The 20,923-nt window shown below is 70.7% G+C and carries 19 protein-coding genes; 11 read left to right on the top strand and 8 right to left on the bottom strand.

Going from position 1 to position 20,923, the window contains the following annotated elements; all coding sequences use genetic code 11:
* Positions 1-61: 61 nt before the first annotated feature.
* Entirely contained in the window at positions 62-2,194 is a 2,133-nt protein-coding gene (locus ACFU8W_RS04305) for an FtsX-like permease family protein (protein WP_384032161.1), read from the bottom strand.
* Positions 2,188-2,970, bottom strand: coding sequence for an ABC transporter ATP-binding protein (locus tag ACFU8W_RS04300; RefSeq protein ID WP_384032160.1), 783 nt, complete (start codon positions 2,968-2,970; stop codon positions 2,188-2,190). Before ACFU8W_RS04300 ends, ACFU8W_RS04305 begins: the two co-directional genes overlap by 7 nt.
* 106 nt (positions 2,971-3,076) lie before the next feature.
* Between ACFU8W_RS04300 and ACFU8W_RS04295 the strand changes: the two genes are divergently transcribed.
* Positions 3,077-4,243: a DUF2786 domain-containing protein gene (locus ACFU8W_RS04295; protein WP_384032158.1), complete on the top strand. Its 1,167-nt coding sequence runs from the start codon at positions 3,077-3,079 to the stop codon at positions 4,241-4,243.
* A gap of 84 nt (positions 4,244-4,327) precedes the next feature.
* Positions 4,328-6,460 (top strand): FUSC family protein, encoded by a 2,133-nt coding sequence (locus ACFU8W_RS04290; protein ID WP_384032157.1) that lies wholly within the window; start codon positions 4,328-4,330, stop codon positions 6,458-6,460.
* Between the two features lie 22 nt (positions 6,461-6,482).
* Here the strand turns inward: ACFU8W_RS04290 and ACFU8W_RS04285 are convergent, their stop codons facing one another.
* Positions 6,483-6,956, bottom strand: coding sequence for a hypothetical protein (locus ACFU8W_RS04285; protein ID WP_384032155.1), 474 nt, complete (start codon positions 6,954-6,956; stop codon positions 6,483-6,485).
* 260 nt (positions 6,957-7,216) lie between these two features.
* Between ACFU8W_RS04285 and ACFU8W_RS04280 the strand changes: the two genes are divergently transcribed.
* Positions 7,217-7,459 carry a DUF397 domain-containing protein gene (locus ACFU8W_RS04280; protein WP_037690973.1) on the top strand — a complete coding sequence of 81 codons (243 nt, stop codon included), beginning with the start codon at positions 7,217-7,219 and terminating at the stop codon, positions 7,457-7,459.
* 60 nt (positions 7,460-7,519) lie between these two features.
* On the opposite strand, the gene ACFU8W_RS04275 is transcribed toward ACFU8W_RS04280, so the two are convergent.
* On the bottom strand, positions 7,520-8,023 hold the full coding sequence (locus tag ACFU8W_RS04275) for an ATP-binding protein (protein ID WP_384032967.1): 504 nt from the start codon (positions 8,021-8,023) through the stop codon (positions 7,520-7,522).
* Positions 8,024-8,350: 327 nt separating this feature from the next.
* On the opposite strand from ACFU8W_RS04275, the gene ACFU8W_RS04270 reads away from it, so the two are divergent.
* From ACFU8W_RS04270 to ACFU8W_RS04245, 6 genes are all read left to right on the top strand, one after another.
* Positions 8,351-9,232, top strand: a complete 882-nt coding sequence (locus ACFU8W_RS04270) for a helix-turn-helix domain-containing protein (protein ID WP_384032153.1) — start codon at positions 8,351-8,353, stop codon at positions 9,230-9,232.
* 54 nt (positions 9,233-9,286) lie between these two features.
* Entirely contained in the window at positions 9,287-10,744 is a 1,458-nt protein-coding gene (locus ACFU8W_RS04265; protein WP_384032151.1) for an aldehyde dehydrogenase family protein, read from the top strand.
* A 103-nt stretch (positions 10,745-10,847) separates the two neighbouring features.
* Positions 10,848-11,399: a DinB family protein gene (locus ACFU8W_RS04260; RefSeq protein ID WP_384032149.1), complete on the top strand. Its 552-nt coding sequence runs from the start codon at positions 10,848-10,850 to the stop codon at positions 11,397-11,399.
* An 18-nt stretch (positions 11,400-11,417) separates the two neighbouring features.
* Positions 11,418-12,059, top strand: a complete 642-nt coding sequence (locus ACFU8W_RS04255; RefSeq protein WP_384032147.1) for a PadR family transcriptional regulator — start codon at positions 11,418-11,420, stop codon at positions 12,057-12,059.
* A 95-nt stretch (positions 12,060-12,154) separates the two neighbouring features.
* A complete protein-coding gene (locus ACFU8W_RS04250; RefSeq protein ID WP_384032145.1) occupies positions 12,155-13,099 on the top strand; it encodes an ATP-binding cassette domain-containing protein in 945 nt (314 codons plus the stop codon).
* Positions 13,096-13,908 carry an ABC transporter permease gene (locus ACFU8W_RS04245; protein WP_384032143.1) on the top strand — a complete coding sequence of 271 codons (813 nt, stop codon included), beginning with the start codon at positions 13,096-13,098 and terminating at the stop codon, positions 13,906-13,908. Before ACFU8W_RS04250 ends, ACFU8W_RS04245 begins: the two co-directional genes overlap by 4 nt.
* Positions 13,909-13,925: 17 nt before the next feature.
* On the opposite strand, the gene ACFU8W_RS04240 is transcribed toward ACFU8W_RS04245, so the two are convergent.
* Both ACFU8W_RS04240 and ACFU8W_RS04235 read right to left on the bottom strand, forming a co-directional pair.
* Complete coding sequence (locus tag ACFU8W_RS04240; protein ID WP_384032142.1) at positions 13,926-15,350, bottom strand: glutamate decarboxylase; 1,425 nt, start codon at positions 15,348-15,350, stop codon at positions 13,926-13,928.
* Between the two features lie 178 nt (positions 15,351-15,528).
* Positions 15,529-16,806 carry an ion channel protein gene (locus tag ACFU8W_RS04235; protein ID WP_384032140.1) on the bottom strand — a complete coding sequence of 426 codons (1,278 nt, stop codon included), beginning with the start codon at positions 16,804-16,806 and terminating at the stop codon, positions 15,529-15,531.
* A 157-nt stretch (positions 16,807-16,963) separates the two neighbouring features.
* Here ACFU8W_RS04235 and ACFU8W_RS04230 point away from each other — a divergent pair, with 157 nt between their 5' ends.
* Positions 16,964-17,722 (top strand): MerR family transcriptional regulator, encoded by a 759-nt coding sequence (locus ACFU8W_RS04230; RefSeq protein WP_384032138.1) that lies wholly within the window; start codon positions 16,964-16,966, stop codon positions 17,720-17,722.
* A 54-nt stretch (positions 17,723-17,776) separates the two neighbouring features.
* On the opposite strand, the gene ACFU8W_RS04225 is transcribed toward ACFU8W_RS04230, so the two are convergent.
* Positions 17,777-18,142, bottom strand: a complete 366-nt coding sequence (locus ACFU8W_RS04225; protein WP_384032136.1) for a YbjQ family protein — start codon at positions 18,140-18,142, stop codon at positions 17,777-17,779.
* A 146-nt stretch (positions 18,143-18,288) separates the two neighbouring features.
* Between ACFU8W_RS04225 and ACFU8W_RS04220 the strand changes: the two genes are divergently transcribed.
* The gene (locus tag ACFU8W_RS04220; RefSeq protein ID WP_384032134.1) at positions 18,289-19,005 is read left to right on the top strand and encodes a DedA family protein; all 717 of its coding nucleotides are present in this window, start codon (positions 18,289-18,291) and stop codon (positions 19,003-19,005) included.
* A 30-nt stretch (positions 19,006-19,035) separates the two neighbouring features.
* Here ACFU8W_RS04220 and ACFU8W_RS04215 read toward each other — a convergent pair whose 3' ends face one another.
* Positions 19,036-20,757, bottom strand: a complete 1,722-nt coding sequence (locus ACFU8W_RS04215) for a threonine/serine exporter family protein (protein ID WP_345517470.1) — start codon at positions 20,755-20,757, stop codon at positions 19,036-19,038.
* Positions 20,758-20,923 lie beyond the last annotated feature (166 nt).

Below are 20,923 nucleotides of genomic sequence, written 5' to 3'. Positions count from 1 at the left end.
GTGATCATCGCGATGGTCGTGATGTTCAGCAGTCACAGCCCGCGCCGACCCGCGCTCCGGTTCACCGGCGCCGTACGGCCCGTGGGAGCATCGCCGCCGCCACCGCCACCACCGTGCACACCCCGGCCGCAGCCCCCACCACCGGCCACTCCACCGACACCGTCACCGGTGCGGACAGTGAGGCGAGTGCGGCGCCCAGTCCTGCCAGGTTGACCGCGGTCACGGCCATGCCGAGCGCCGCCCCCAGCGCCACCGCGAGCAGCGTCTCCCCGGCGACGATCCCGAGGACCCGCGTGCGGGTCGCCCCGGCCAGCCGCAGTGCGCCCAGCTCCGCGGACCGTACGGATCCCGCCATCAGCAGCGTGTTGGCGAGCGCGATCGCCGTGTAGACGAGGGCGATGCCCAGCACCACCAGCAGGCCGAGCCGCGTCTGCGGGCTGGAGCGCGGATGTGTGGCGGCCAGCCACTGCTGCGTCGTCCGCACTGTGCCACCGGTGCCGTGCAGTGCGGCGGCGACCGCCGTCCTGTCCGCGCCGGGGGTGAGGCGTACGTCGATGCGGTCCACCGGAGCCGTCGGTGCGTTCGCCGCCGTGACGTACGCGCCGTTGTTCCCCGTACCGATGGCCAGCACCGCCGCGATCCGCAGCGACACCGGGCGGCCGTCGCCGAGCCATACCCGTACCGTCGCGCCCACCGTGTGATGTTCCCATTCCTCGTTCACGACGATCGAACGGTCGTCGAGGTCACGGACATCGCCCGCCACCACCGGCAGCCGCTCGACGGCCGCGAGTGTCTTCGCGTCGTCGACGGCCCGCGCCTCCGCCTCGATGAGCGCGGTGCCCTCCTCCCGTACGAAGACCGCGGTCGACGCGGACGCGGACAGCATCGCCCCGGGGATCCGCCGTACCTCGAGGTCCGCGCCCGTCACGACCAGATCGGCCCGGGTGTGCTCGCGCGCCTCGGCGCCCCTCGCCCGGGCCACCGTCGTCGCGGAACCCGGCACCGAGCCGGCCAGCGCCACCGCGATCAGTACGGGAGCGGCCACGGCGGCCGTACGGCGCAGGGACGCCGCCGCATTGGCCCGTACGAGCATTCCGGTCGCCCCGGGAAGCCGGAGCAGCCGGGTCACAGGGCGTACGAGCAGTGGCGCGAGCAGGGCGACACCGGTGATCAGCACCATCGGCTGTGTCATGTACGTCTTCCGCTTCAGGAGCCCGGACGGGTCTGTGACCAGCGACTTCGTCATCAGGAACCCGGCCCCCGCGAGCAGCGCGAAGCCCAGTAGCCGACGCACGGGTGGCAGCACGCCCGCATCGATGTCGGCCTCGCGCAGCGCCTCGGCCGGACCGGTCCTGCCTGCTCGTCGCGACGCCGCCCAGACGCCGGTCAGTGCCACGGTCAGGCCGGTCCAGAACGCCGCGTGGAGCGGCCAGGCCGTGGGGCGGATGGTGAACCAGGAGGGCGCCATCCCGCCGTCGACCAGGAGCCGGGCGAGGTGCGGTGCGCCCCGGTCGCCCAGTGCGCATCCGGCCGCCGAGGCGAGGGTGCCGACCACGGCTGCCTCCACCAGCAGCAGTCGCCGCAGCTGGCCGGGGGTGGCGCCCGCCGTGCGCAGCAGACCGAACTCCCGTCGGCGCAGTGCCACCGCGAAGGCGAACGTCGACGCGACGACGAAGACCGAGACGAACGCGGCGACGGAGCCCGCCGTGCCGAGCAGGGCGTTCACGGCCGACAGGGCCTCGGCGTCCCGCGCGGTCACCGGGTCGGCGCGGCGGCGTTCGTCGCCGGTGAGGACCTCCGCGCGGTCGCCCACGACGCGGCGGACCTCGGCGACGGGGGCGTCCACACCCACGGCGTCCGGGCCGCCGCCGACGTCCTGTCCGTCGCGGGCCACCGGTCCGAGCGCCGCCAGGTCGCGCAGGAGTTTGATATCCACAGGGTGTGGATGAGCGAGTCTCCTGGTGACGTGAGCGGTGGACGGTCCGCGTCGGACCCGCACGGTCAGCGTGTCGATGCCCTTCACCACCACCGGCGATGCGGCGAATCGCTGCGGCTTCCGGTCCGGCGCGTCGAAGGTCGAGGCGAGTCCCAGCCCCATGGTCGCGGTCAGCCCCACGCCGAGCGCGAGCGCGACGAAGGTGCCGATGAGAGCGGTCCAGCGGGTCCGCAGCGCGGCCAGGGCGAGGGTCAGCACGATGCCACCTCCGCGCGATCCCTGATCGCAGTGTCCGCACGGGCCGCGCTCGGGCGCGCTGCGGCCGTCCAGGCCGCGATCCGTTCCACGGAGAGTCCGGTCAGGTCGTCCGCGACATGTCCGTCGACCAGGAAGACCACCCGGTCCGCGTACGCCGCCGCCACCGGATCATGCGTGACCATCACGATCGTCTGTCCCTCCCGGTCCACCAGTTCCCGCAGCATCACCAGCACCTCCTGGCTCGTCGCGGTGTCCAGTGCGCCGGTCGGTTCGTCCCCGAAGAGCACCGCGGGCCGGGTGATCAGGGCCCGCGCCAGTGCCACCCGTTGCTGCTGGCCGCCGGAGAGTTCGGTGGGCCGGTGGTCCGCCCGGTCGGCGAGTCCGACCCGTGCGAGTGAGGCGCGCACCTCGGTACGGGACGGCCGGCGTCCCGCGAGCCGCAGCGGCAGCGCCACGTTCTGGGCGGCGGTCAGCGAGGGGACCAGGTTGAACGACTGGAAGACGAAACCGATCCGGTCCCGGCGCAGCAGTGTCAGCCGGCGCTCGCTGAGCCCATTCAGCGCCGTTCCGCCGACCTCGACCGTGCCGGACGTCGGCCGGTCGAGCCCGGCCGCGCAGTGCAGGAGCGTCGACTTGCCGGAGCCGGAGGGCCCCATGACGGCGGTGAAGGTGCCGGGGCGGACGGTGAGGTCGACGCCGCCGAGGGCGTCGAGGTTCCCGTACGAGCGTCGGACGGAGCGGAGCCGTACCGCGTCGGCGGCAGCAGTGGAGGTCATGTCTTCGATCGAACCGCGCGCGGAACCTCCGGACACGACCACCAGAACCCGTATCCGCGGTAGGGCCAGGCCTACCCCGCCGCGCCGCCCTGCCTACCCTGACCTCATGGAACCGGTGATCGACCAGGCATTTTCGGCAGCCCTCTACTCGGACGGCGACGCCGGTCTCGACGCCGGTGCCTCCCTCCTCGCCGCCGATCCGGCGGCCGACGCGGAACTGGTCCGGCGCGGAGAGGAGTTTCTCCGCCGGGCCTGGGAGCGTGGCTGGCAGCCCGCCGATGTCGTGCGGATCGTCCGCCGCGAACTCGACGAGACCGGGGCCGGGCTCGCCGCCGGGCTGATCACCTCGGAGACCGGCCGGTACGAGCAGCTGCCGCCCCGCTGGCGGTCCCAGCTGGCCGAGCTGCCCGCGCCGCCGCCGCGGAACCGGCCCGACCGGTTCTCGTACGCCTCCGCCCTCCTCGGTCTCTACCGGCTGCTGCTCCGGCTCCCCTCGATCGAGCCGGTCGGCCCGCCGCCCGGCGCCCCCGGCCGCCTGCTCGATCTGCCGCCCGCGCACGACGAACCCCGCATGCTGACCCGGATCCGCGCGCTGCTCGCGAAGGCGGAGGCGACCGGGTTCCCGGAGGAGGCGGAGGCCCTCACCACCAAGGCACAGGAGCTGATGGCCCGGCACTCCATCGACGAGGCCCTCCTCGCCGCCCGTACGCACAGCAAGGAGGCACCGGGCGCCTGCCGGATCGGGGTCGATGCCCCGTACGAGACGGCGAAGGCGATCCTGCTCGACGCCGTCGCCTCCGCGAACCGCTGCCGTGCCGTGTGGAACAGCGAGTTCGGCTTCTCGACGGTCGTCGGCTTCGAGCCGGACCTGGAGGCGGTGGAGCTGTTGTACACCTCCCTGCTGGTCCAGGGCACGGCGGCGATGACGAAGGCCGAGGCGGGCCAGCGGGCCGGCGGACGCAAGCGGACCAAGACGTTCCGGCAGTCCTTCCTGATGGCGTACGTCCAGCGGCTGGGTGCGCGCCTGGCGTCCGACACCGCCCGGGTGACCGCGGCCTCGGTCTCTGAGGGAGTTGCCGCCGACGGCGATCTGCTGCCGGTCCTGGCGGCGCGGGACGTGGCGGTCACGGACGCCGCGGACCGGATGTTCCCTCGGACGACCAGCACCCGGGTGCGCGGAGTGACGGACGGCGAGGGCTGGGCGCACGGCACGGCCGCCGCCGACCGGGCCCGGATGGGCGAGCGGCGGCCGGGCATCGACGGTCCCCGGTAGCGAGGCGTACGCGACCGGCGGCGCCCCTCTGTCGACCGGATGACCGTAAATCCCCATAAGGGGCATTCCGGCTAGGCTCGGTCCATGAGCTGGCTCCGGGCACTGAGAGAGACCGCCCGCTCGGGGCTGACGATCGAGCGACGGCGCCTCGAACCGCTCATCGCGATCCGTGGTGCGGCCGGACTCGCCCTGGTCATCGGGGTCGGCCTCGCCTTCTTCGGGCCGGTGGTCGCCGCCAGTTCCGCGTTCGGCGCGTTCCAGGCGGCCATCGCCACCTTCCAGCGCAGCTGGCGCCCCCGGCCCGTCCTGGCCCTGGTCTCCGGTGCGAGTCTCGCGGTATCGACGTTCCTCGGCTATCTCACCGGCGCCCATCTTCCGCTGTTCATGGCCCTGCTGGTCCTCTGGACGTTCCTGGCCGGGCTGACCTGGGCGGCCGGGCCGACGGGCGGCATCATCGCCGCGTCCAACGTCGGCATCATGCTGGTCACGATCACCCTGCCCACCTCCGTCGCCCAGGCGGCCGTACACGCCGTGATGATCGCGTTCGGCGGGGTCGTCCAGGCGGCGCTGATCGTCCTGTTTCCGATACGCAGATGGGGCGCCCAGCGCGACGCCCTCGCCGACGCACTGGCGGCGGAGGCCGACTACGCCCGCAGGCTGCGCCACGACCCGGTCGCCGAGTTCGACCCGGTTCCGCTGATGACCGCCCGCAGCGCCGCCGCCGTCACCCCGCGCCAGGCCCGCCACCGCCCCGCCGAACTGCATGGCTCCCGCGGCCTCGCCGAACGGATCAGGCCGGTGCTCGCCTCGCTCGCGGACCCGGCGGTGGGCATCCCCGCCGAAGGTCCGGAACGCGACCGGGTCCGCGAGCTTCTCGCCGCCGCAGCCTCCGTCCTGGACGCCGCGGCCCGCGCCATCCGGCACGGCGCCCCGGTGCGCCTCCCCGCCCCCGCCGTCGCCGCCCTGAGGACCCCCGACACCGGGGCGATCCTCACCGGAGCCGCGCGCCGTGCGGCGCGCCGCCTCAGCGCGCTCCTCGCCGATGTCATCGAGACCGCCGAGGGCGACGGGACGAAGGAGGACCGGGCGGAGGCCGATGACGCGGCCGACACGATCGCCCCGCACCGCCGCCGGCCCACCCTGTTGCGGCTGGTGCCCGTCGTCCTGCGGGCGATGCGCGCCGAACTGCGCCCCGGTTCGCCGATCCTGCGGCACGCCGTCCGGGCCACCGTCGTCGTCGCCGTCGGCTATCTCATCGGCGCCGCCCTGCCGTTCGGTCACGGCTACTGGGCGCCGATGGCCGCCGTCATGGTGATGCGGCCGGAGTTCTCCCAGACGTACGCCCGAGCCGCGGGCCGGTTCGGCGGCACGATCGTCGGGGTCTTCGTCGCTACCGCCATCGTGCAGGCCACCCACCCCGGTGCAGGTCCCGCCGCCGCGCTCGCCATCGTCTGCGCCCTGCTGATGTACCTGCTGATGCGCACCGGGTACGTGGTCGGCCAGGCGTGCGTCTCCGCGTACGTCGTCTTCCTGCTCGGCATGGCGGGCGAAGCCTGGTCGCAGACCGTGGGCGAACGCGTCGTCCTCACCCTGGTGGGCGGGCTCCTCGCGATGATCTCGTATGCCGTCTACCCGGCCTGGGAAACCCCTCGGCTGCGCAACCGGCTCGGCGACTGGCTGGCGGCCGGCGGGCGGTACGCCGCCAGCGCCGTCGACCAGTACGCGGATCCGGCGGAGCGCGGCCCCGAGGACGTCCGCGCCGCGCTGCTCGTCTCCCGCGAAGCCCGTATGGCCTGGCAGGAGGCGGTCGCGAGGGCCCAGCACGAACCCGTGCGCCACCGCGGCCTCTCCCGCACGGCCGCCGAGGACGCCCAGCACGCCCTCGCCCAGCTGGGCCGGGCCGCGATGCTGATGGAGGCGCATCTGCCGGAGGGTGATGCCATCCCCGTCCCCGCCGCCGCGCAGCTCGCCGACGCGCTGCGTCGGGCCACCGAGCAGGGCGCGAAGGACGTGCGGGAGCGCCGCGCACCGCGCTGGGAGGCGGTCCGTGAGGCGCTGGAGCGGTGGGACGAGGAGGACGAGCGGCGCGGGCGAACATCCGATCCGGTCGTACGGAACGGAGCCGATCTGCTGCTGGAGTCCCTGGAGGAGTTCTCCCGGGCGCTGGACGCCGGGGCGGGCGACCGGCCCGGGACGAGCGGTGCCGGACGGAGCTGAACGGCCCGGCGCCGCTCCCGCGTCACGGGGTGGGCAGGCCCGGCAGTCCCGTCGGCAGCGCACCCGGCTCCGTCTTGGCCAGCGTGTCCTTGCCGCCGGCGTCCCACTCCACGACGATCGTCCTGCCGTCGTTGGACGCGATGGCTCCCATGGTGCGGGCGGTGTCGCCGTCGGTGCACTTCAGCGCCAGCATCACCTTGCCCATGTCCTTCACCTCGCCCGAGCAGACGTGGGCGTCGGCGACGAGCGCGGCCTTGCCGGCGGTGACGGACAGGGCGACGGCCTTGCCGTCGGTCATCCCGGCCCACGTCCCGTCGAGCGCCGCGGCGTCTCCCGCGGAACCGCTGTCGCCGCCGTCGGCGGGTGCCGAGGTGGGCCCGTCGGCAGCGCCGGTGTCCGAGTCGCTCTTCCCGCTGTCACTGCCGCAACCCGTCAGTGCGACCGCGACGGCCAGACCCGCGACGACGACGGCGCCGGTTCGTACGAGTGGGTGCACCTGGAATTCCCCCTTGTTGATGAAAGACCGCCCAAAGTTACCAGGGCGTGCGGATCGATTTTCGGGGCAACTCCTGCTGCCGGGAGCCAAATAGACGCTCCGACCGTCTATCTCTCCGGAGAGCGGGCAGGCGGGCGAAGGTAAAGCTGTAATCAAGAGAACACCCCGCGTGCACGTGCATCTGCTCATGCATCGGCATATGAACACAGCTATGATCCGAACCAGTTGACACTTGCACCTTGCAACTCGGGGAGCGTCCTGTGCACCACGTGTACAACGGCATGGCCGCCACAGAGCTTCGCGGAGTCGTCTGGCAGAAGAGCAGGCACAGCAACTCCCAGGGATCCTGCGTGGAGTTCGCCAAGTTGCCCGACGGGGATGTGGCGATGCGGAATTCACGCCATCCCGACGGGCCCGCCCTGGTCTATACGCCGGCCGAGATAGAGGCGCTGCTGCTCGGCGTGAAGGACGGGGAGTTCGATCACCTGATAGCGGGCGGCTGACTGCCGTACGGGCGGAAAACGCAGGCCGTGCGCGCGGAACGCCGCGCCGGGCTTCGCGTGTCAGGCGGTGTCGGAGAGCCGGAACAGCGCCCAGACCACCTTGCCGCGCAGGGCCTGCGAGCCCGCGGGCGGATGCTCCGGACCCAGTGCGGGGGACGGGTGCCAGCCCCAGCCGTCACTGAACGACTCGACCAGGAAAAGGCCGCGGCCCGACTCCGCCGAGTCCGGCGCCTCGGACGCCACCGGACTCGCCTGACTGGGGTCGCGCACCGCGCACACCAAGCGTGAGGACCAGCGCATCAAGTGCAGCTTCACCGGAGCCTCCTGAGGGTCCCTCGGGGCCTCCTCGGGCAGCGCATGCCGCAGCGCGTTGGTGACGAGTTCGGAGACGACCAGGGCGACGTCGTCGAATCGGTCGCTCAGCTCCCACCGGGCCAGCGTCGCCTTGGTGAACTGGCGGGCCCCACGGACGGCTTCGTACCGGGCCGGCAGGGTGCAGGTGGCTGATCCGGAGGCGGCTGAGGGATCGATGGGGGGAAGCCCCTGCCGTAACGGCCCGAGCATCGTCGATCCATTCGTCCCCATGCGAGGCACTCCCGGGATTCGCGGCTGTAGCGGTACTGCGGTGGTACAGCGGCACAACACGAACGAGCACGCAGGTGCGCGGGGCCCATGGTTCCGAATGCGCTGAGCAGATGCAAGGGCAGATGCACGTGCACGCGCCGGACCTGTCCGACCCCGTGCCGGTTCTTGCTCATTTCTTCCTGCGGACAGTTTCATGGCTTTCTGTAAGTCTTCTCATTTCTGTAATCGAATGAGTACGGGCTGAAGCATTTTGATGGCAGAATCCGGCTCTTGGGGTTCAGGGGGTGCCCCGATGCCCGGGAAGCGATGGGGAGGGTTGGACCAGTGGTGGCAGGCGAGTCGAGTGGATCCGTGGTGCGGCGCATCCTGCTGGGCTCTCAGCTCAGGCGGCTGCGCGACTCGCGCGGCATCACCCGCGAGGCGGCCGGCTACTCCATCCGTGCTTCCGAATCGAAGATCAGCCGCATGGAGTTGGGACGGGTGAGCTTCAAGGCCAGGGACGTCGAGGACCTGCTCACGCTCTACGGGGTCACGGACGAGGTGGAGCGCGACTCGCTCCTCGGCCTGGCGCGCGAGGCCAACGTGGCGGGCTGGTGGCACAGTTACGGAGACGTGCTGCCCGGCTGGTTCCAGACATACATCGGTCTGGAGGGAGCGGCCTCGCTCATCCGGATCTACGAAGTCCAGTTCGTCCACGGTCTGTTGCAGACCGAGGCGTATGCGCACGCCGTCGTCTCCCGCGGCATGTCCGGCGCCCCCGTCGCCGAGATCGACCGCCGGGTCGCGCTCCGGCTCGAGCGGCAGAAAGTCCTCGTCTCCGAACGCGCCCCGAGCTTCCATGCCGTGCTGGACGAAGCGGCACTGCGCCGCCCGTACGGCGAACGCGAGGTGATGCGCACGCAATTGCGGCATCTGATTGAAATGTCGGAACAGCCGAACATCACGCTTCAAGTGATGCCCTTCAGTTTTGGCGGGCATGCCGGAGAGAGCGGCTCCTTCACGATGCTGCGATTCCCGGAATCCGACCTGTCGGACATTGTCTATTTGGAGCAGCTGACAAGTGCGCTCTATCTGGACAAGGCCGAGGAAGTCGCCCAGTACGAAAAGGCGATGACGCGGCTCCACCACGACAGTCCGGGTCCCGAGGAGAGTCGTGATCTGCTCCGCGGCCTTCTCCAACTCTCCTGATTCATCAGTACGATGACGTATCAACAGGAGTCTGCACCTGCAGTAAGGGATCGCATGTCCTTCTTCAACGAGCTGGCCAACCAGTACATCGACGGTGAGTGGCGGACCGGCACGGGCTCGTGGGACATCATCGATTTCAATCCGTACAACGGGGAAAAGCTCGCCGCCATCACCGTCGCCACCGCGCAGGAGGTCGACGAGGCCTACCGAGCCGCCGAGCGCGCCCAGCGGGTCTGGGCCACCACCAACCCGTACGAACGCCGCCTCGTCCTCGAACGCGCCCTGCGTATCACCGAGGAGCGCACCGAGGACATCATCGGGGCGATCAACGACGAACTGGGCGGCACCCGGCTCAAGGCGGAGTTCGAGATCGGCTGCGCCAAGGACTTCCTGCGCGAGGCGATCCAGCAGGCGGTGCGCCCCGAGGGGCGGATCCTGCCATCCCCGGTGGACGGCAAGGAGAACCGCGTCTACCGGCTGCCCGTCGGCGTCATAGGCGTGATCAGCCCGTTCAACTTTCCCTTCCTGGTGACGATGAAGTCGGTCGCACCGGCCCTGGCACTCGGCAACGCGGTCGTCATCAAGCCCAACCAGAACGCTCCCGTCGTCGGCGGCGGACTGATCGCCAAGATCTTCGAGGACGCCGGGCTGCCCGCCGGACTGCTCAACGTCCTGGTCACCGACATCGCCGAGATCGGCGACGCGCTGATAGCGCACCCCGTGCCCAAGGTGATCTCCTTCGCCGGCTCGGACCGGGTCGGCCGCCATGTCGGTGCGACCGCGGGCGGACTCTTCAAGCGGACCATCCTCGAACTCAGCGGCAACAGTGCCCTGGTGGTGCTGGACGACGCGGACATCGACTACGCGGTCGACGCGGCCGTCTTCAGCCGCTTCGTCTACCAGGGGCAGGTCTGCATGGCCGCCAACCGCATCCTGGTGGACCGCTCCCTCGCACCCGAGTTCACCGAGAAGTTCATCGCCAAGGTGGCGGCGCTCAGGACCGGCGACCCGCGCGACCCCGAAACCCAGATCGGCCCGGTCATCAACACCTTCCAGGCCGACGCGCTGACCGCGCTGGTCGACCAGGCGGTCGTCGAAGGTGCCACGGCGCTCGTTCGGGGCGGTACCCGCGGCAATCTCGTCGAGCCGACCGTCCTCGCGGGGCTCCCGGACGACTCGCCGCTGCTCGCCCAGGAGATCTTCGGTCCGGTGGCGCTGCTGATGACCTTCGACGGCGAGGAGGAGGCCGTACGGATCGCCAATGACACCCCGTACGGGCTGAGCGGCGCCGTGCACACCCGGAACGCCGAGCGCGGGGTGCGGTTCGCGCAGCGCATCGTCACCGGAATGTTCCACGTCAACGACTCCACGATCGCGGACGACCCGATGGTGGCGTTCGGCGGCGAGAAGTTCTCCGGGGCCGGGCGGCTGAACGGCGACGCCACCGTGGAGGCGTTCACCACCCAGAAGTGGATCTCGATCCAGCACGGCCGGACGGAGTTCTCGCTCTGATGCACGCCTGTTGAGGACGGAAGCTGTCCGCAAGTGTCCGTAGCTTGGTCGGTGTCAGGAAGACACCGAGCGCAGGCTCGAACGGTCCCGAAGGGCGGACATCATGGTCACTCACGTTCCCGCAGAGGCGCACGGCGACGAGCGCGGCGCGCTCCTCTCCTTCGTCGAGGCCCAGCGCGGCGCGATCCGGCGCTCGCTGCTCGGACTCACCGAGGAACAGGCGGCGAGCCGGCCCAGCGCCAGCGAACTCTCCCTCTCCGGGCTGCTCAAGCATGTCGCGGAGACCGAGCTGAACTGGCTGTGCCTCGCCCAGCAGCGCCCCAACGAGAAGGCCCGCACCGAGGAGACCTGGGCGGACAGCTTCCGGCTGGTCGGGGACGAGACGGTCCCGCAGATGCTGGAGTTCTGGGCGAAGGTCGCGGCGGAGACCGAGGAGTTCATCCACTCGGTGGAGAGCATGAACGACACGTTCCCGCTGCCCGAGGCGCCCTGGTTCCCGAAGGGCGAGCGCTGCTCGATGCGCTGGCTGCTGATCCATCTCGTCGAGGAGATCGCCCGGCACGCCGGGCATGCGGACATCATCCGGGAGTCCCTGGACGGCCGGACCGCGTTCGAACTGGTCGCCGAGGAGGCGGGCTATTCTAGTCAAAGTTGAATAGGAAGGGTGGGTGGGATGTCCGCGATCCGGCTGCTGGTCCTCGGTGCCGTGCGCCAGCACGGCCGGGCGCACGGCTATCAGGTCCGCAACGACCTGGAGTACTGGGGCGCCCACGAGTGGTCCAACGCGAAGCCGGGCTCGGTCTACCACGCCCTGAAGCAGATGGCGAAGCAAGGGTTGCTGATCGCCCATGAGGTCGCCCCGAGCACCGCGGGCGGCCCGCCCCGTACCGAGTACGAGATCACCGAGAAGGGCACCGAGGAGTACCTCGCCCTGCTCCGTGCGGCGCTGACCTCGTACGACCAGAAGATGGATGTGCTGTCGGCGGGCATCGGCTTCATCGTCGACCTGGAACGGTCCGAAGCGGTCTCGCTGCTCAAGGAGCGGGTGGCGGGGCTGGCGGCCTGGCGGGCCTCGGTCACCGAGTACTACACGCCCGAGGGTGGGCCCGAGTCGCTCGGTCACATCGGCGAGATCATGAACATGTGGGTCCACTCGGCGGATGCGGGAGCCGAGTGGACGCGGGGGCTGATCGAGCGGATCGAGGGCGGCGCGTACACCTTCGCGGGGGAGGGCGATCCGTTCGTCGGGGTACTCGCCGAGGGTGAGGAGAACCCGTACGCGACCGGCGTGCCGGATCCCGGGGATCTCGACTAATCAAGTTTGACGAATGGGTTGGATCCCGTTACCTTTCCCTATCTAGTCAAGTTTGACTAGATGCCCTGCGGTGGCGACGAGAGGGTGTGGCGAAGGTGGCGGACGCGATCGTTCTCGACGATGTGCACAAGAGGTACAAGGGCAGGCGCGCCCTGGACGGCCTCGATCTCACGGTCGGCCGAGGCACGGTGCACGCCGTGCTGGGGCCCAACGGTGCGGGCAAGACCACGGCCGTACGCATCCTGTCCACGCTGCTCCGCCCCGACAGGGGCCGGGCCGAGGTGGTGGGGTTCGACGTACGGAGCGAAGCCGGTGAGGTCCGGCGGCGGATCGGACTGCTCGGGCAGCACGCCGCCCTCGACGAGCAGCTCGGCGGACGGCAGAACCTGGAGATGTTCGGCCGGCTGCACCATCTGGGCGCACGCCGGGCGGGCATACGGGCCGACGGACTGCTGGCCCGCTTCGGGCTCGCGGACACCGGCCGCAAGCCGGTCGAGGAGTACAGCGGCGGTATGCGCCGGCGGCTCGATCTGGCCGCGTCCCTCATCACCGACCCCGAGGTGCTCTTCCTGGACGAGCCGACGACCGGACTCGACCCGCGCGGCCGCGCCGAGGTGTGGTCGTCGGTGCGCTCCCTGGTCGGAGGGGGCACGACCGTCCTGTTGACGACGCAGTACCTGGAGGAGGCCGACCAGCTGGCGGACCGGATCTCGCTGATCGACGGCGGTCGGGTGGTCGCGGACGGCACCGCCGACACGTTGAAGGCGCGGGTGGGCGGGGACCGTATCGATGTCGTCGTCCATGACGCATCCCAACTGGAGTCCGCTGCGGCACTCCTGACGGACGGCGCGGTTCTCGACGCCGACCGGCGGCTGATCGGGGCGCCCGCCGGGGACCGGATGGCGACACTCACCCGGGCGGTGCGGGCGCTGCAGGAGGCGGGGATCGAGGCGGACGACATCGCGGTGCGCCGCCCCACCCTCGACGAGGTCTTCATGGCGCTCACGGGCACGGGCACGGACGCGGAGGTTGCCGCATGAGTGCCATCGGTACGCGCGCCGGCACGAGCGCGGCCGGCTGGGTGCTGGCCGATTCGTGGACGATGACCCGGCGCGAACTCGCCCACTGGGCGCGGCAGCCGGTGCGGATCGTCGTCGGTCTGGCCTTTCCCGTGATGCTGCTGCTGATGTTCACGTATCTGGTCGGCGGCGGCCGAGGCGTCGACGGTGACCACGCCGAGTTCCTGGTGCCCGGCATGCTCGCGCTGACCATGGCGTTCGGCCTGGAGGCGACCATGCTCGCGGTCACCCAGGACCTCACCAAGGGCGTCATCGACCGGTTCCGCGCCATGCCGATGTTCTCCGGCTCGGTGCTGGTCGGCAGGAGCGTCGCGGACATGCTCCAGTCGGTGGCGGCGCTCGCGGTGATGATCGGCGTCGGGTACGCGGTCGGCTGGCGCTGGCACAACGGGCTCACCGCGGCGCTGGGCGCGGTCGGGCTGCTCCTGCTGCTGCGGTTCGCGATGCTGTGGATCGGCATCCAGCTGGCGATGGTGGCGGGGAGGCCCGAGATGGTGCAGGCGGTGCAGATCCTGGTCTGGCCGGTCGGCTTCCTCTCCAACGTCTTCGCGGTACCGGAGTCGATGCCGGGCGGGCTGGGCGCGGTCGTCGAGTGGAACCCGATGTCGGCGACGGCCACAGCGGTCCGCGGACTGTTCGGCAACCCCGGGGGCTCCGGAGGTTCATGGGCGGCCGCCCATGCCGAACTTCTCGCGGTGGCCTGGCCGGTGGCGCTGATCGCGGTGTTCTTCCCGCTGGCGGTGCGGAGGTTCGCCCGGCTCGGCGGATAGAACCTCCGGGCCCTGCCTCAGTGGTGGAACGCCGTCGGCACGTTCCGGTCGTGGCTCAGCGGATGCCGCTGGGAGCGGAGGTCGGGCAGCAGCAGGCGCAGGTCCTCCATGAGCAGTTCCGCGAGGTCCGAGGAGAAACCGTTGCGGCACACCACCCGGAGCACCGACAGGTCCTGTCGGTTGGCGGGGAAGGTGTACGCGGGCACCAGCCAGCCGTGCTCGCGCAGCCGCCGTGACACGTCGAAGACGTCGTACGCCCGCACATCGGGCGCGGTCGTCAGCGCGAAGACGGGCAACTCGTCGCCCCGGGTGAGGAGGTGGAAGTCGCCCAGCTTCTCGAACTGGGCGGCGAGTGTGCTCGCCACATCGCGGGACGCCTGCTGAACGGCCCGGTAGCCCTCCCGGCCCAGCCGCAGGAAGGTGTAGTACTGAGCCGCCACCTGGGCGCCGGGCCGGGAGAAGTTCAGCGCGAAGGTCGGCATGTCGCCGCCCAGGTAGTTGACCCGGAAGACGAGATCCTCGGGGAGTTCGGCGGGCGAGCGCCACAGCGCCCAGCCGACACCCGGATAGACCAGGCCGTACTTGTGCCCGGAGGTGTTGATGGACGACACCCGGGGAAGCCGGAAGTCCCACACCAGCTCCTCGTCCAGGAACGGCGCCACCATCGCCCCGGACGCACCGTCGACATGGACGGGGATGTCGAGCCCGGTGCGCTCCTGCAGCGCGTCCAGGGCGGCGCAGAGATCAGCGATGGGCTCGTACGAACCGTCGAAGGTGGAGCCCAGGATCCCGACGACACCGATGGTGTTCTCGTCGCAGAGTTCGGCGGCGGCCTGCGGGTCGAGATGGAAGCGGCCGCCCTCCATCGGGACCTGCCGGGCCTCGACCTCCCAGAAGTTGCAGAACTTGTCCCAGCAGACCTGCACATTGATGCCCATGACCAGATTGGGCCGGGCGGTCGCCGGGTAGCGGTCGGCGTTCCTGGCCGCCCAGCGTCGTTTGAGCGCCAGGCCGGCGAGCATGCAGGCCTCGCTGGATCCGGTGGTCGAACAGCCCACGGCCGTCGACGGGTCGGGGGCGTTCCACAGGTCGGCGAGCATCGCCACACAGCGCCGCTCCAGCTCGGCGGTGCGCGGGTACTCGTCCTTGTCGATCATGTTCTTGTCCCGGCACTCGCCCATCAGTACCCCGGCCTCGGGCTCCATCCAGGTGGTGACGAAAGTGGCGAGATTGAGCCGGGAGTTGCCGTCGAGCATCAGCTCGTCATGGACGAGTCCGTACGCGGTGGAGGGCGGCAGCGGACCGTCGGGCAGCTGGTGCCTGGGCGGCGCCGACGTCATGCCCGCGGTCGGGTCCGCCTCCCCGAAAAAGGGGTTGAGGGCGAGCCTGCGGCGCTCCGCGGACTGTTCCCTGCCGTGGTTCGAACCCTGATGGAGAGGCATCGGCGGACAGCCCTTCTCAGTTGGTGGTGGTTCTGGCGGGTGGTCTGCTCTGTGCCCGGGGTCACTTCCCGGCCGCGAGGCCGTCGTCCGTGGGGCAAGCGGGGCATGACCATATGAATGCGACGATACGGACAACTGTGGTGACCGGCGCGTCGGACGGGGCCGGGAGGGGCCCGGCTCACCGCAGCGGTGTGCCGTCCGCGTGCAGCTGCATCTGTGGCCGTCCGGTCACCAGAAGCCAGGTCGGCAGTGAGGCGAAGGCGAGCAGCGGCATTACGGCCGAGTCGCTGACCAGCACCGCCGCCGTGAACAGGCTCAGCCAGCCCTGCCGGGTGACGGCCAGCAGGACCCCCAGCACCGCGCTCGGCACCGCGAGGGCCAACGGCACCGTGTCGACCAGCGCATGGGCGCACATGCCGAGCGCGACGCCCACGAAGACGGCCGGGAAGATCCGCCCGCCCCGGAAGCCGCAGGTCGCGGCGATCACCAGGGCGGCCGTCTTCACTGCGGCCATGGTGGCGAACTCCCCGGCCGACCAGCCGCTCGGATCGGCGCTGAGCTCCTTCACCTCGTCCAGCCCCTTGAAGAGGGTGAGACGGCCGCCGAGTGCGCCGAGCAGCCCGAGCAGCAGACCGCCGGCGGTCAGCATCAGGACCGGATGCCGCAGCGCGCGGAACGCCCGGTGCGTGTACGGCACCGCGTACACCGCCGCCAGACCGAGCGCCGCCCCCGCCGAGGCGATCACGGTCGACGCGAGCAGGTCGACCCAGTGCGCTCCCGGGTACGGCGGCAGCGACAGGTCGAAGCTGGGATGGGCCAGCAGTGTCATGGTGAGCGCCCCCGCGACGCCCGCCGCGAGCGGGGCGAAGAGCCGGTCCCAGAGCGCGCCCGGTTCGCGGCCGCCCGCGCTGAGCGACTCGGTGAGGATCAGGGCCGCGGCGACCGGGGTGCCGAAGAGGGCGCCGATCGTCCCGGCCGAGGCGAGCGTGATCCAGAGCTCGGCCGTACTGTCCGGGGCGGCCCGGAGGCCCAGCCAGGAGGCGAGCGCGATGTTGGCGGCGGTGATCGGGTTCTCGGGCCCCAGGCTGACCCCGCCCGCCAGCGCCAGCACCGTCACGACCAGCAGTCCGGGGATGACGTCCGGAGGCAGCGGCGGATCGACCAGCCCGGTGGTGGCCGGATCGGGGCCCGCGTGGCCGTGCACCGTGCGGACGATCAGCCCGACGGCGAGGCCGGTCGCGGGGAGCATGACGATCATCCACACCGAGGAGTACCGGCCGATGGAGAGCGCGTCGGGAAGCGTCTTCCAGAGCACGGCCTGGAGTTGCTCGGCGAGCAGGCTGACGGCGAGCAGGATCAGGGCCGAGGCCGTCCCGACGACCAGGGCGGGCACGATGAGGAGCAGCAGCCGGCGCGCCGGGGTGGGCCGGGCGAGAGCGACGGAGTCGGAGGCCATCGGGTCACCATAACGACGCAAAAGGCGTATAACTCACCCATTGCATCGGGGTGGGAGGGCCATTTCGCGCTTGCACCTCACGTCGCGTCAGGGTTCAGGCTCGGGTCCGTACAGAAGCACCGGCGTACGGAGCGAAAGCAGAAGGGAGTGGAGAGCCGTGGACTTTTCCGTGGGACAGGTCGCCGGGTTCGCCGGAGTCACGGTGCGCACCCTGCACCACTACGACGGGATCGGACTGCTCTCGCCCGGCGGGCGCAGCCACGCGGGTCACCGGCGTTACAGCGACGCCGACCTCGACCGGCTGCAGCAGATCCTGTTCTACCGGGAACTCGGCTTCCCGCTCGAAGAGATCGCGGTGCTGCTCGACGACCCAGACGCGGATCCGCAGGACCACCTGCGCCGCCAGCACGCGTTGCTGTCCGGCCGGATCGCCGAACTCCAGAAGATGGCCGCCGCCGTCGAAACAGCCATGGAGGCACGGAAGATGGGTATCAATCTCACGCCCGAGGAGAAGTTCGAGGTCTTCGGGGCCAAGGACCCGGAGGAGCACGCGGAGGAGGCGGAGCGGCGTTGGGGCTCCACCGCCACGTACGCGGAGTCGCAGCGTCGGGTGGCCGGCTACACCAAGGACGACTGGAAGCGGATGCAGGCCGAGGTCGCCGAGTGGAGCGAGGCGTACACCGCGGTGATGGAGGCGGGCGAACCCGCCGACGGGGAGCGGGCGACGGAGCTCGCCGAGGCGCACCGGCTCCACATCTCCACGTGGTTCTACGAGTGCACCTACGAGATCCACCGTGGGCTCGGCGAGATGTACGTCAGCGATCCGCAGTTCCGCGCCTACTACGAGTCGATCGGGCCCGGCCTGGCCGAACACCTGCGGGATGCGATCAACGCCAACGCGGAGCGCCGGGCGTAGCGCCGGGTACGGGGGTCGAGAGCGCCTCGGCCCCCGTCGGTGCCCGTCGGGACGTCAGGCCTTCTCGACGACGGCCGCCGTGCCGTACGCGCAGACCTCCGTGCCGATGTCGGCCGCCTCCGTCACATCGAACCGCATCATCAGCACCGCGTTGGCGCCGCGCGCCTTCGCCTGCTCGACAAGCCGCTCCATGGCCTGATTGCGAGTCTGGACGAGGGTCTTGGTCAGCCCCTTCAGCTCGCCGCCGATCATCGACTTCAGCCCGGCGCCGATCTGGCTGCCGAGGTGACGCGAGCGCACGGTCAGACCGAACACCTCACCGATCACCCGGGTCACCCGGTACCCGGGGACGTCGTTCGTGGTGACGATCAGGACATCGGACTGTGCCGTCTGCCCGCCGCCGTAATCCTCAATGCCCATCGTGTGGCACCTCCTGGGGACAGCTTTGTCCCGGTTCACCCTGTGTGCATCCCCGCGCGGTGCACTGGAACCCGGAGCTGTCTTCCGGCGTTGATAGCTTTGGGCGGCCACGCAGCTGCCATCGACCGATCCTGGAGCCCGGACCCTTGAATACGCTTGCGCTCGGACCGAGCTGGCTGGACCCGGACTATCTCATCGGGCAGTTCGGACTGCTCGGTGTGCTGGTCATCGTCTTCGCCGAGTCCGGGCTGTTGATCGGCTTCTTCCTGCCCGGCGACTCCCTGCTGTTCACCACGGGTCTGCTGGTGACGACGGACAAGCTGCACACCCCGCTGTGGCTGGTCTGCGTCCTGGTGGCGCTGGCGGCGATCATCGGCGACCAGGTGGGCTATCTCTTCGGCCGCAAGGTCGGACCTTCGCTCTTCAAGCGCCCCGACTCCCGCCTCTTCAAGCAGGAGAACGTCGAGAAGGCCCACGAGTTCTTCGAGAAGTACGGGCCGAAGTCGCTGATCCTGGCCCGCTTCGTGCCCGTCGTGCGTACGTTCACGCCGATCATCGCCGGTGTGAGCCGGATGAACTACCGCTCGTTCATCACGTTCAACATCATCGGCGGCGTGCTCTGGGGCGTCGGGGTCACACTGCTCGGCGCCGCGCTCGGGCAGATCGAGTTCGTCCGCAAGAACATCGAGGCGATGCTCATCCTGATCGTGCTGATCTCGGTGGTGCCGATCGCGATCGAGTTCCTGCGCGCCCGCAGCAGGTCGAAGAAGGAAGCGGCCGCCGGGGGCGGCGAGGACCGGGGCCCGATCGCCGGCGGTGGCACCCCGTCCACGGGTCAGCGCGGCCGCCACGCCAGGCGCTGACCGCTGCTCCATACGGGGCCCGTACCCGGGTCAGAAGCCGCGCGTCCGCTTGGCCGCGCGGCGGTTCGCCCCGCCGACCGCCCCGGGCACCCGCATGAACAGCCGGGAGATCTCGCTTCCCAGATTCACCCCGATCGCGATGGCCAGCGCCGTCGCCACCGCGGTCGACAGCGAGGCGAGCCCGGCGTTCACATTGCCCTGTGCCATGCCCAGCAGACCGAAATACGTGGCCGAGCCGGGCAGCAGCGGGCCGATAGCCGCCGTGATGAACGGCAGCGACGACATGTACCGGTAGCGCGAGAGCAGCTGCCCGAACAGGCCCACCAGACCGGCCGCCGTCGCTGTCGCCGCCACCGGCGAGATGTTGCCGGTCCTGGCCATGGCGCCGTAGATCACCCAGGCCACGGCGCCGTTGAGGGTCACCGCCAGCACGGTGGACCGCTCCTGCTGGAGCAGGATCGCGAAGGCGAAACAGAGTGCCATCGATGCCAGGATCTGCACCACCGGACGGTCGTGGGCGACGAACCTGGCTTCGGGGTTCAGTTGGGCGCCCAGCTGAAGTCCCAGATACAGGACCAGCAGCACACCGACGACGATGCCGATGAACAAGTACATGACTTCGAGCAGACGGGCGGCGGCGGTGATGTAGAAACCGGTCAGCCCGTCCTGCACACCCGCCACCAGGGCCCGCCCCGGCAGCAGAGCGAACAGCCCACCGGTGATGACGGCGGACGGCCGGATGTCCGTCGAGTGGGTCAGGGTCAGCGCGACCCCTATCGCGGCCGGGGGCATCGCCGCCACCACGAACTGGTAGAACTCCGGCAGCCCGCGCCCGGCGCAGAGCCAGGCGAGCCGGTCGCCGAGCATCGCGCCGACCGCCGCCACCACGAAGACCAGTGCGTTGCCGCCGACCAGCACCGATGCCGCACCCGCCAGCCCGCCACCGGCCAGCGTCAGCACCCAGCCGGGGTACGGATGCCGGTTGCGGCGGATCTCGGCGAGCCGCCGATAGGCCTCCTCCAGGGAGACCTCGACGTCCTCGTGGGTGATGTCGTCGATGAGCCGGAAGACGGCGGCCAGCCGCGTGTAGTCGGTGCCGCGGCGTCGTACGGTACGGCTCGCCGTCACCGGGTCGTCGACCAGTGACGGCTGGTGCGAGATCGACAGCAGGGTGAAGGTGACCGTCGGCTCGCACCGGTCGAGACCGTAGGAGCGGGTCACCGCGAACATCGCGGCCTCGACGTCCTCCGCGCCCTCCCCACCCGCGAGCAGCAACTCGCCGATACGCAGCGTCAGGTCGAGCACGCGCGGCACCGCTGGGCCCGCTTCGTCGGGCTTCTGCACCGGTTCGGGGGCCGGCCGCTCGGCGACCGGCATCCGCAGCATCGTGCGCATCCGGTCCTGCCAAGGAGCTTCCTTGGTCAGTCGGATCATGGGGATGCCGTGCGCGGGAGTGAAGGCGGGCGGCGACTGGCCGGCGTTGTACGCGCGCGGCGGGGCGAAGGCCGAACCGATCGTGTCCGAACCCGAGCCCGAGCCGGAACCCGGTCCGGAAGCGGAACCCGATCCGGGGCCGGCTCCGGACCCCTGCGGTTCGGTCGTCAGACCGGCCGGGAGGGCGAACTCCGACGTGGGGTGGTCGTCCTCGGACGGCGCAGCGGGGCGCTCCACACCGGCCGGCGGGACAAAGGCGCTGCGCGCCTCGTCGGACTGGGGCTTCTGATCCTCGGGACCGCCCGGTTCCGCCACCACTGGACCTCGCTCGTTCTTGGCTGCGCGTCTTGGGTTGCGCTCCTGCCCAGTATGGGCACGGACATGGGCACACATGCGAAACGGGCGGCACACCGCTGAGGGATGTGCCGCCCGTTCCTTGCGCCGAACTCATTACGGAACCGCAGCGGGCACCGTAAGCGGAACC

This window comes from Streptomyces sp. NPDC057565 (assembly GCF_042801455.1).
Lineage (GTDB): Bacteria > Actinomycetota > Actinomycetes > Streptomycetales > Streptomycetaceae > Streptomyces > Streptomyces yanii.
The sequence above is the reverse complement of the archived record's forward strand: the minus strand, read 5'-3'. Positions and strand labels throughout refer to the sequence as shown.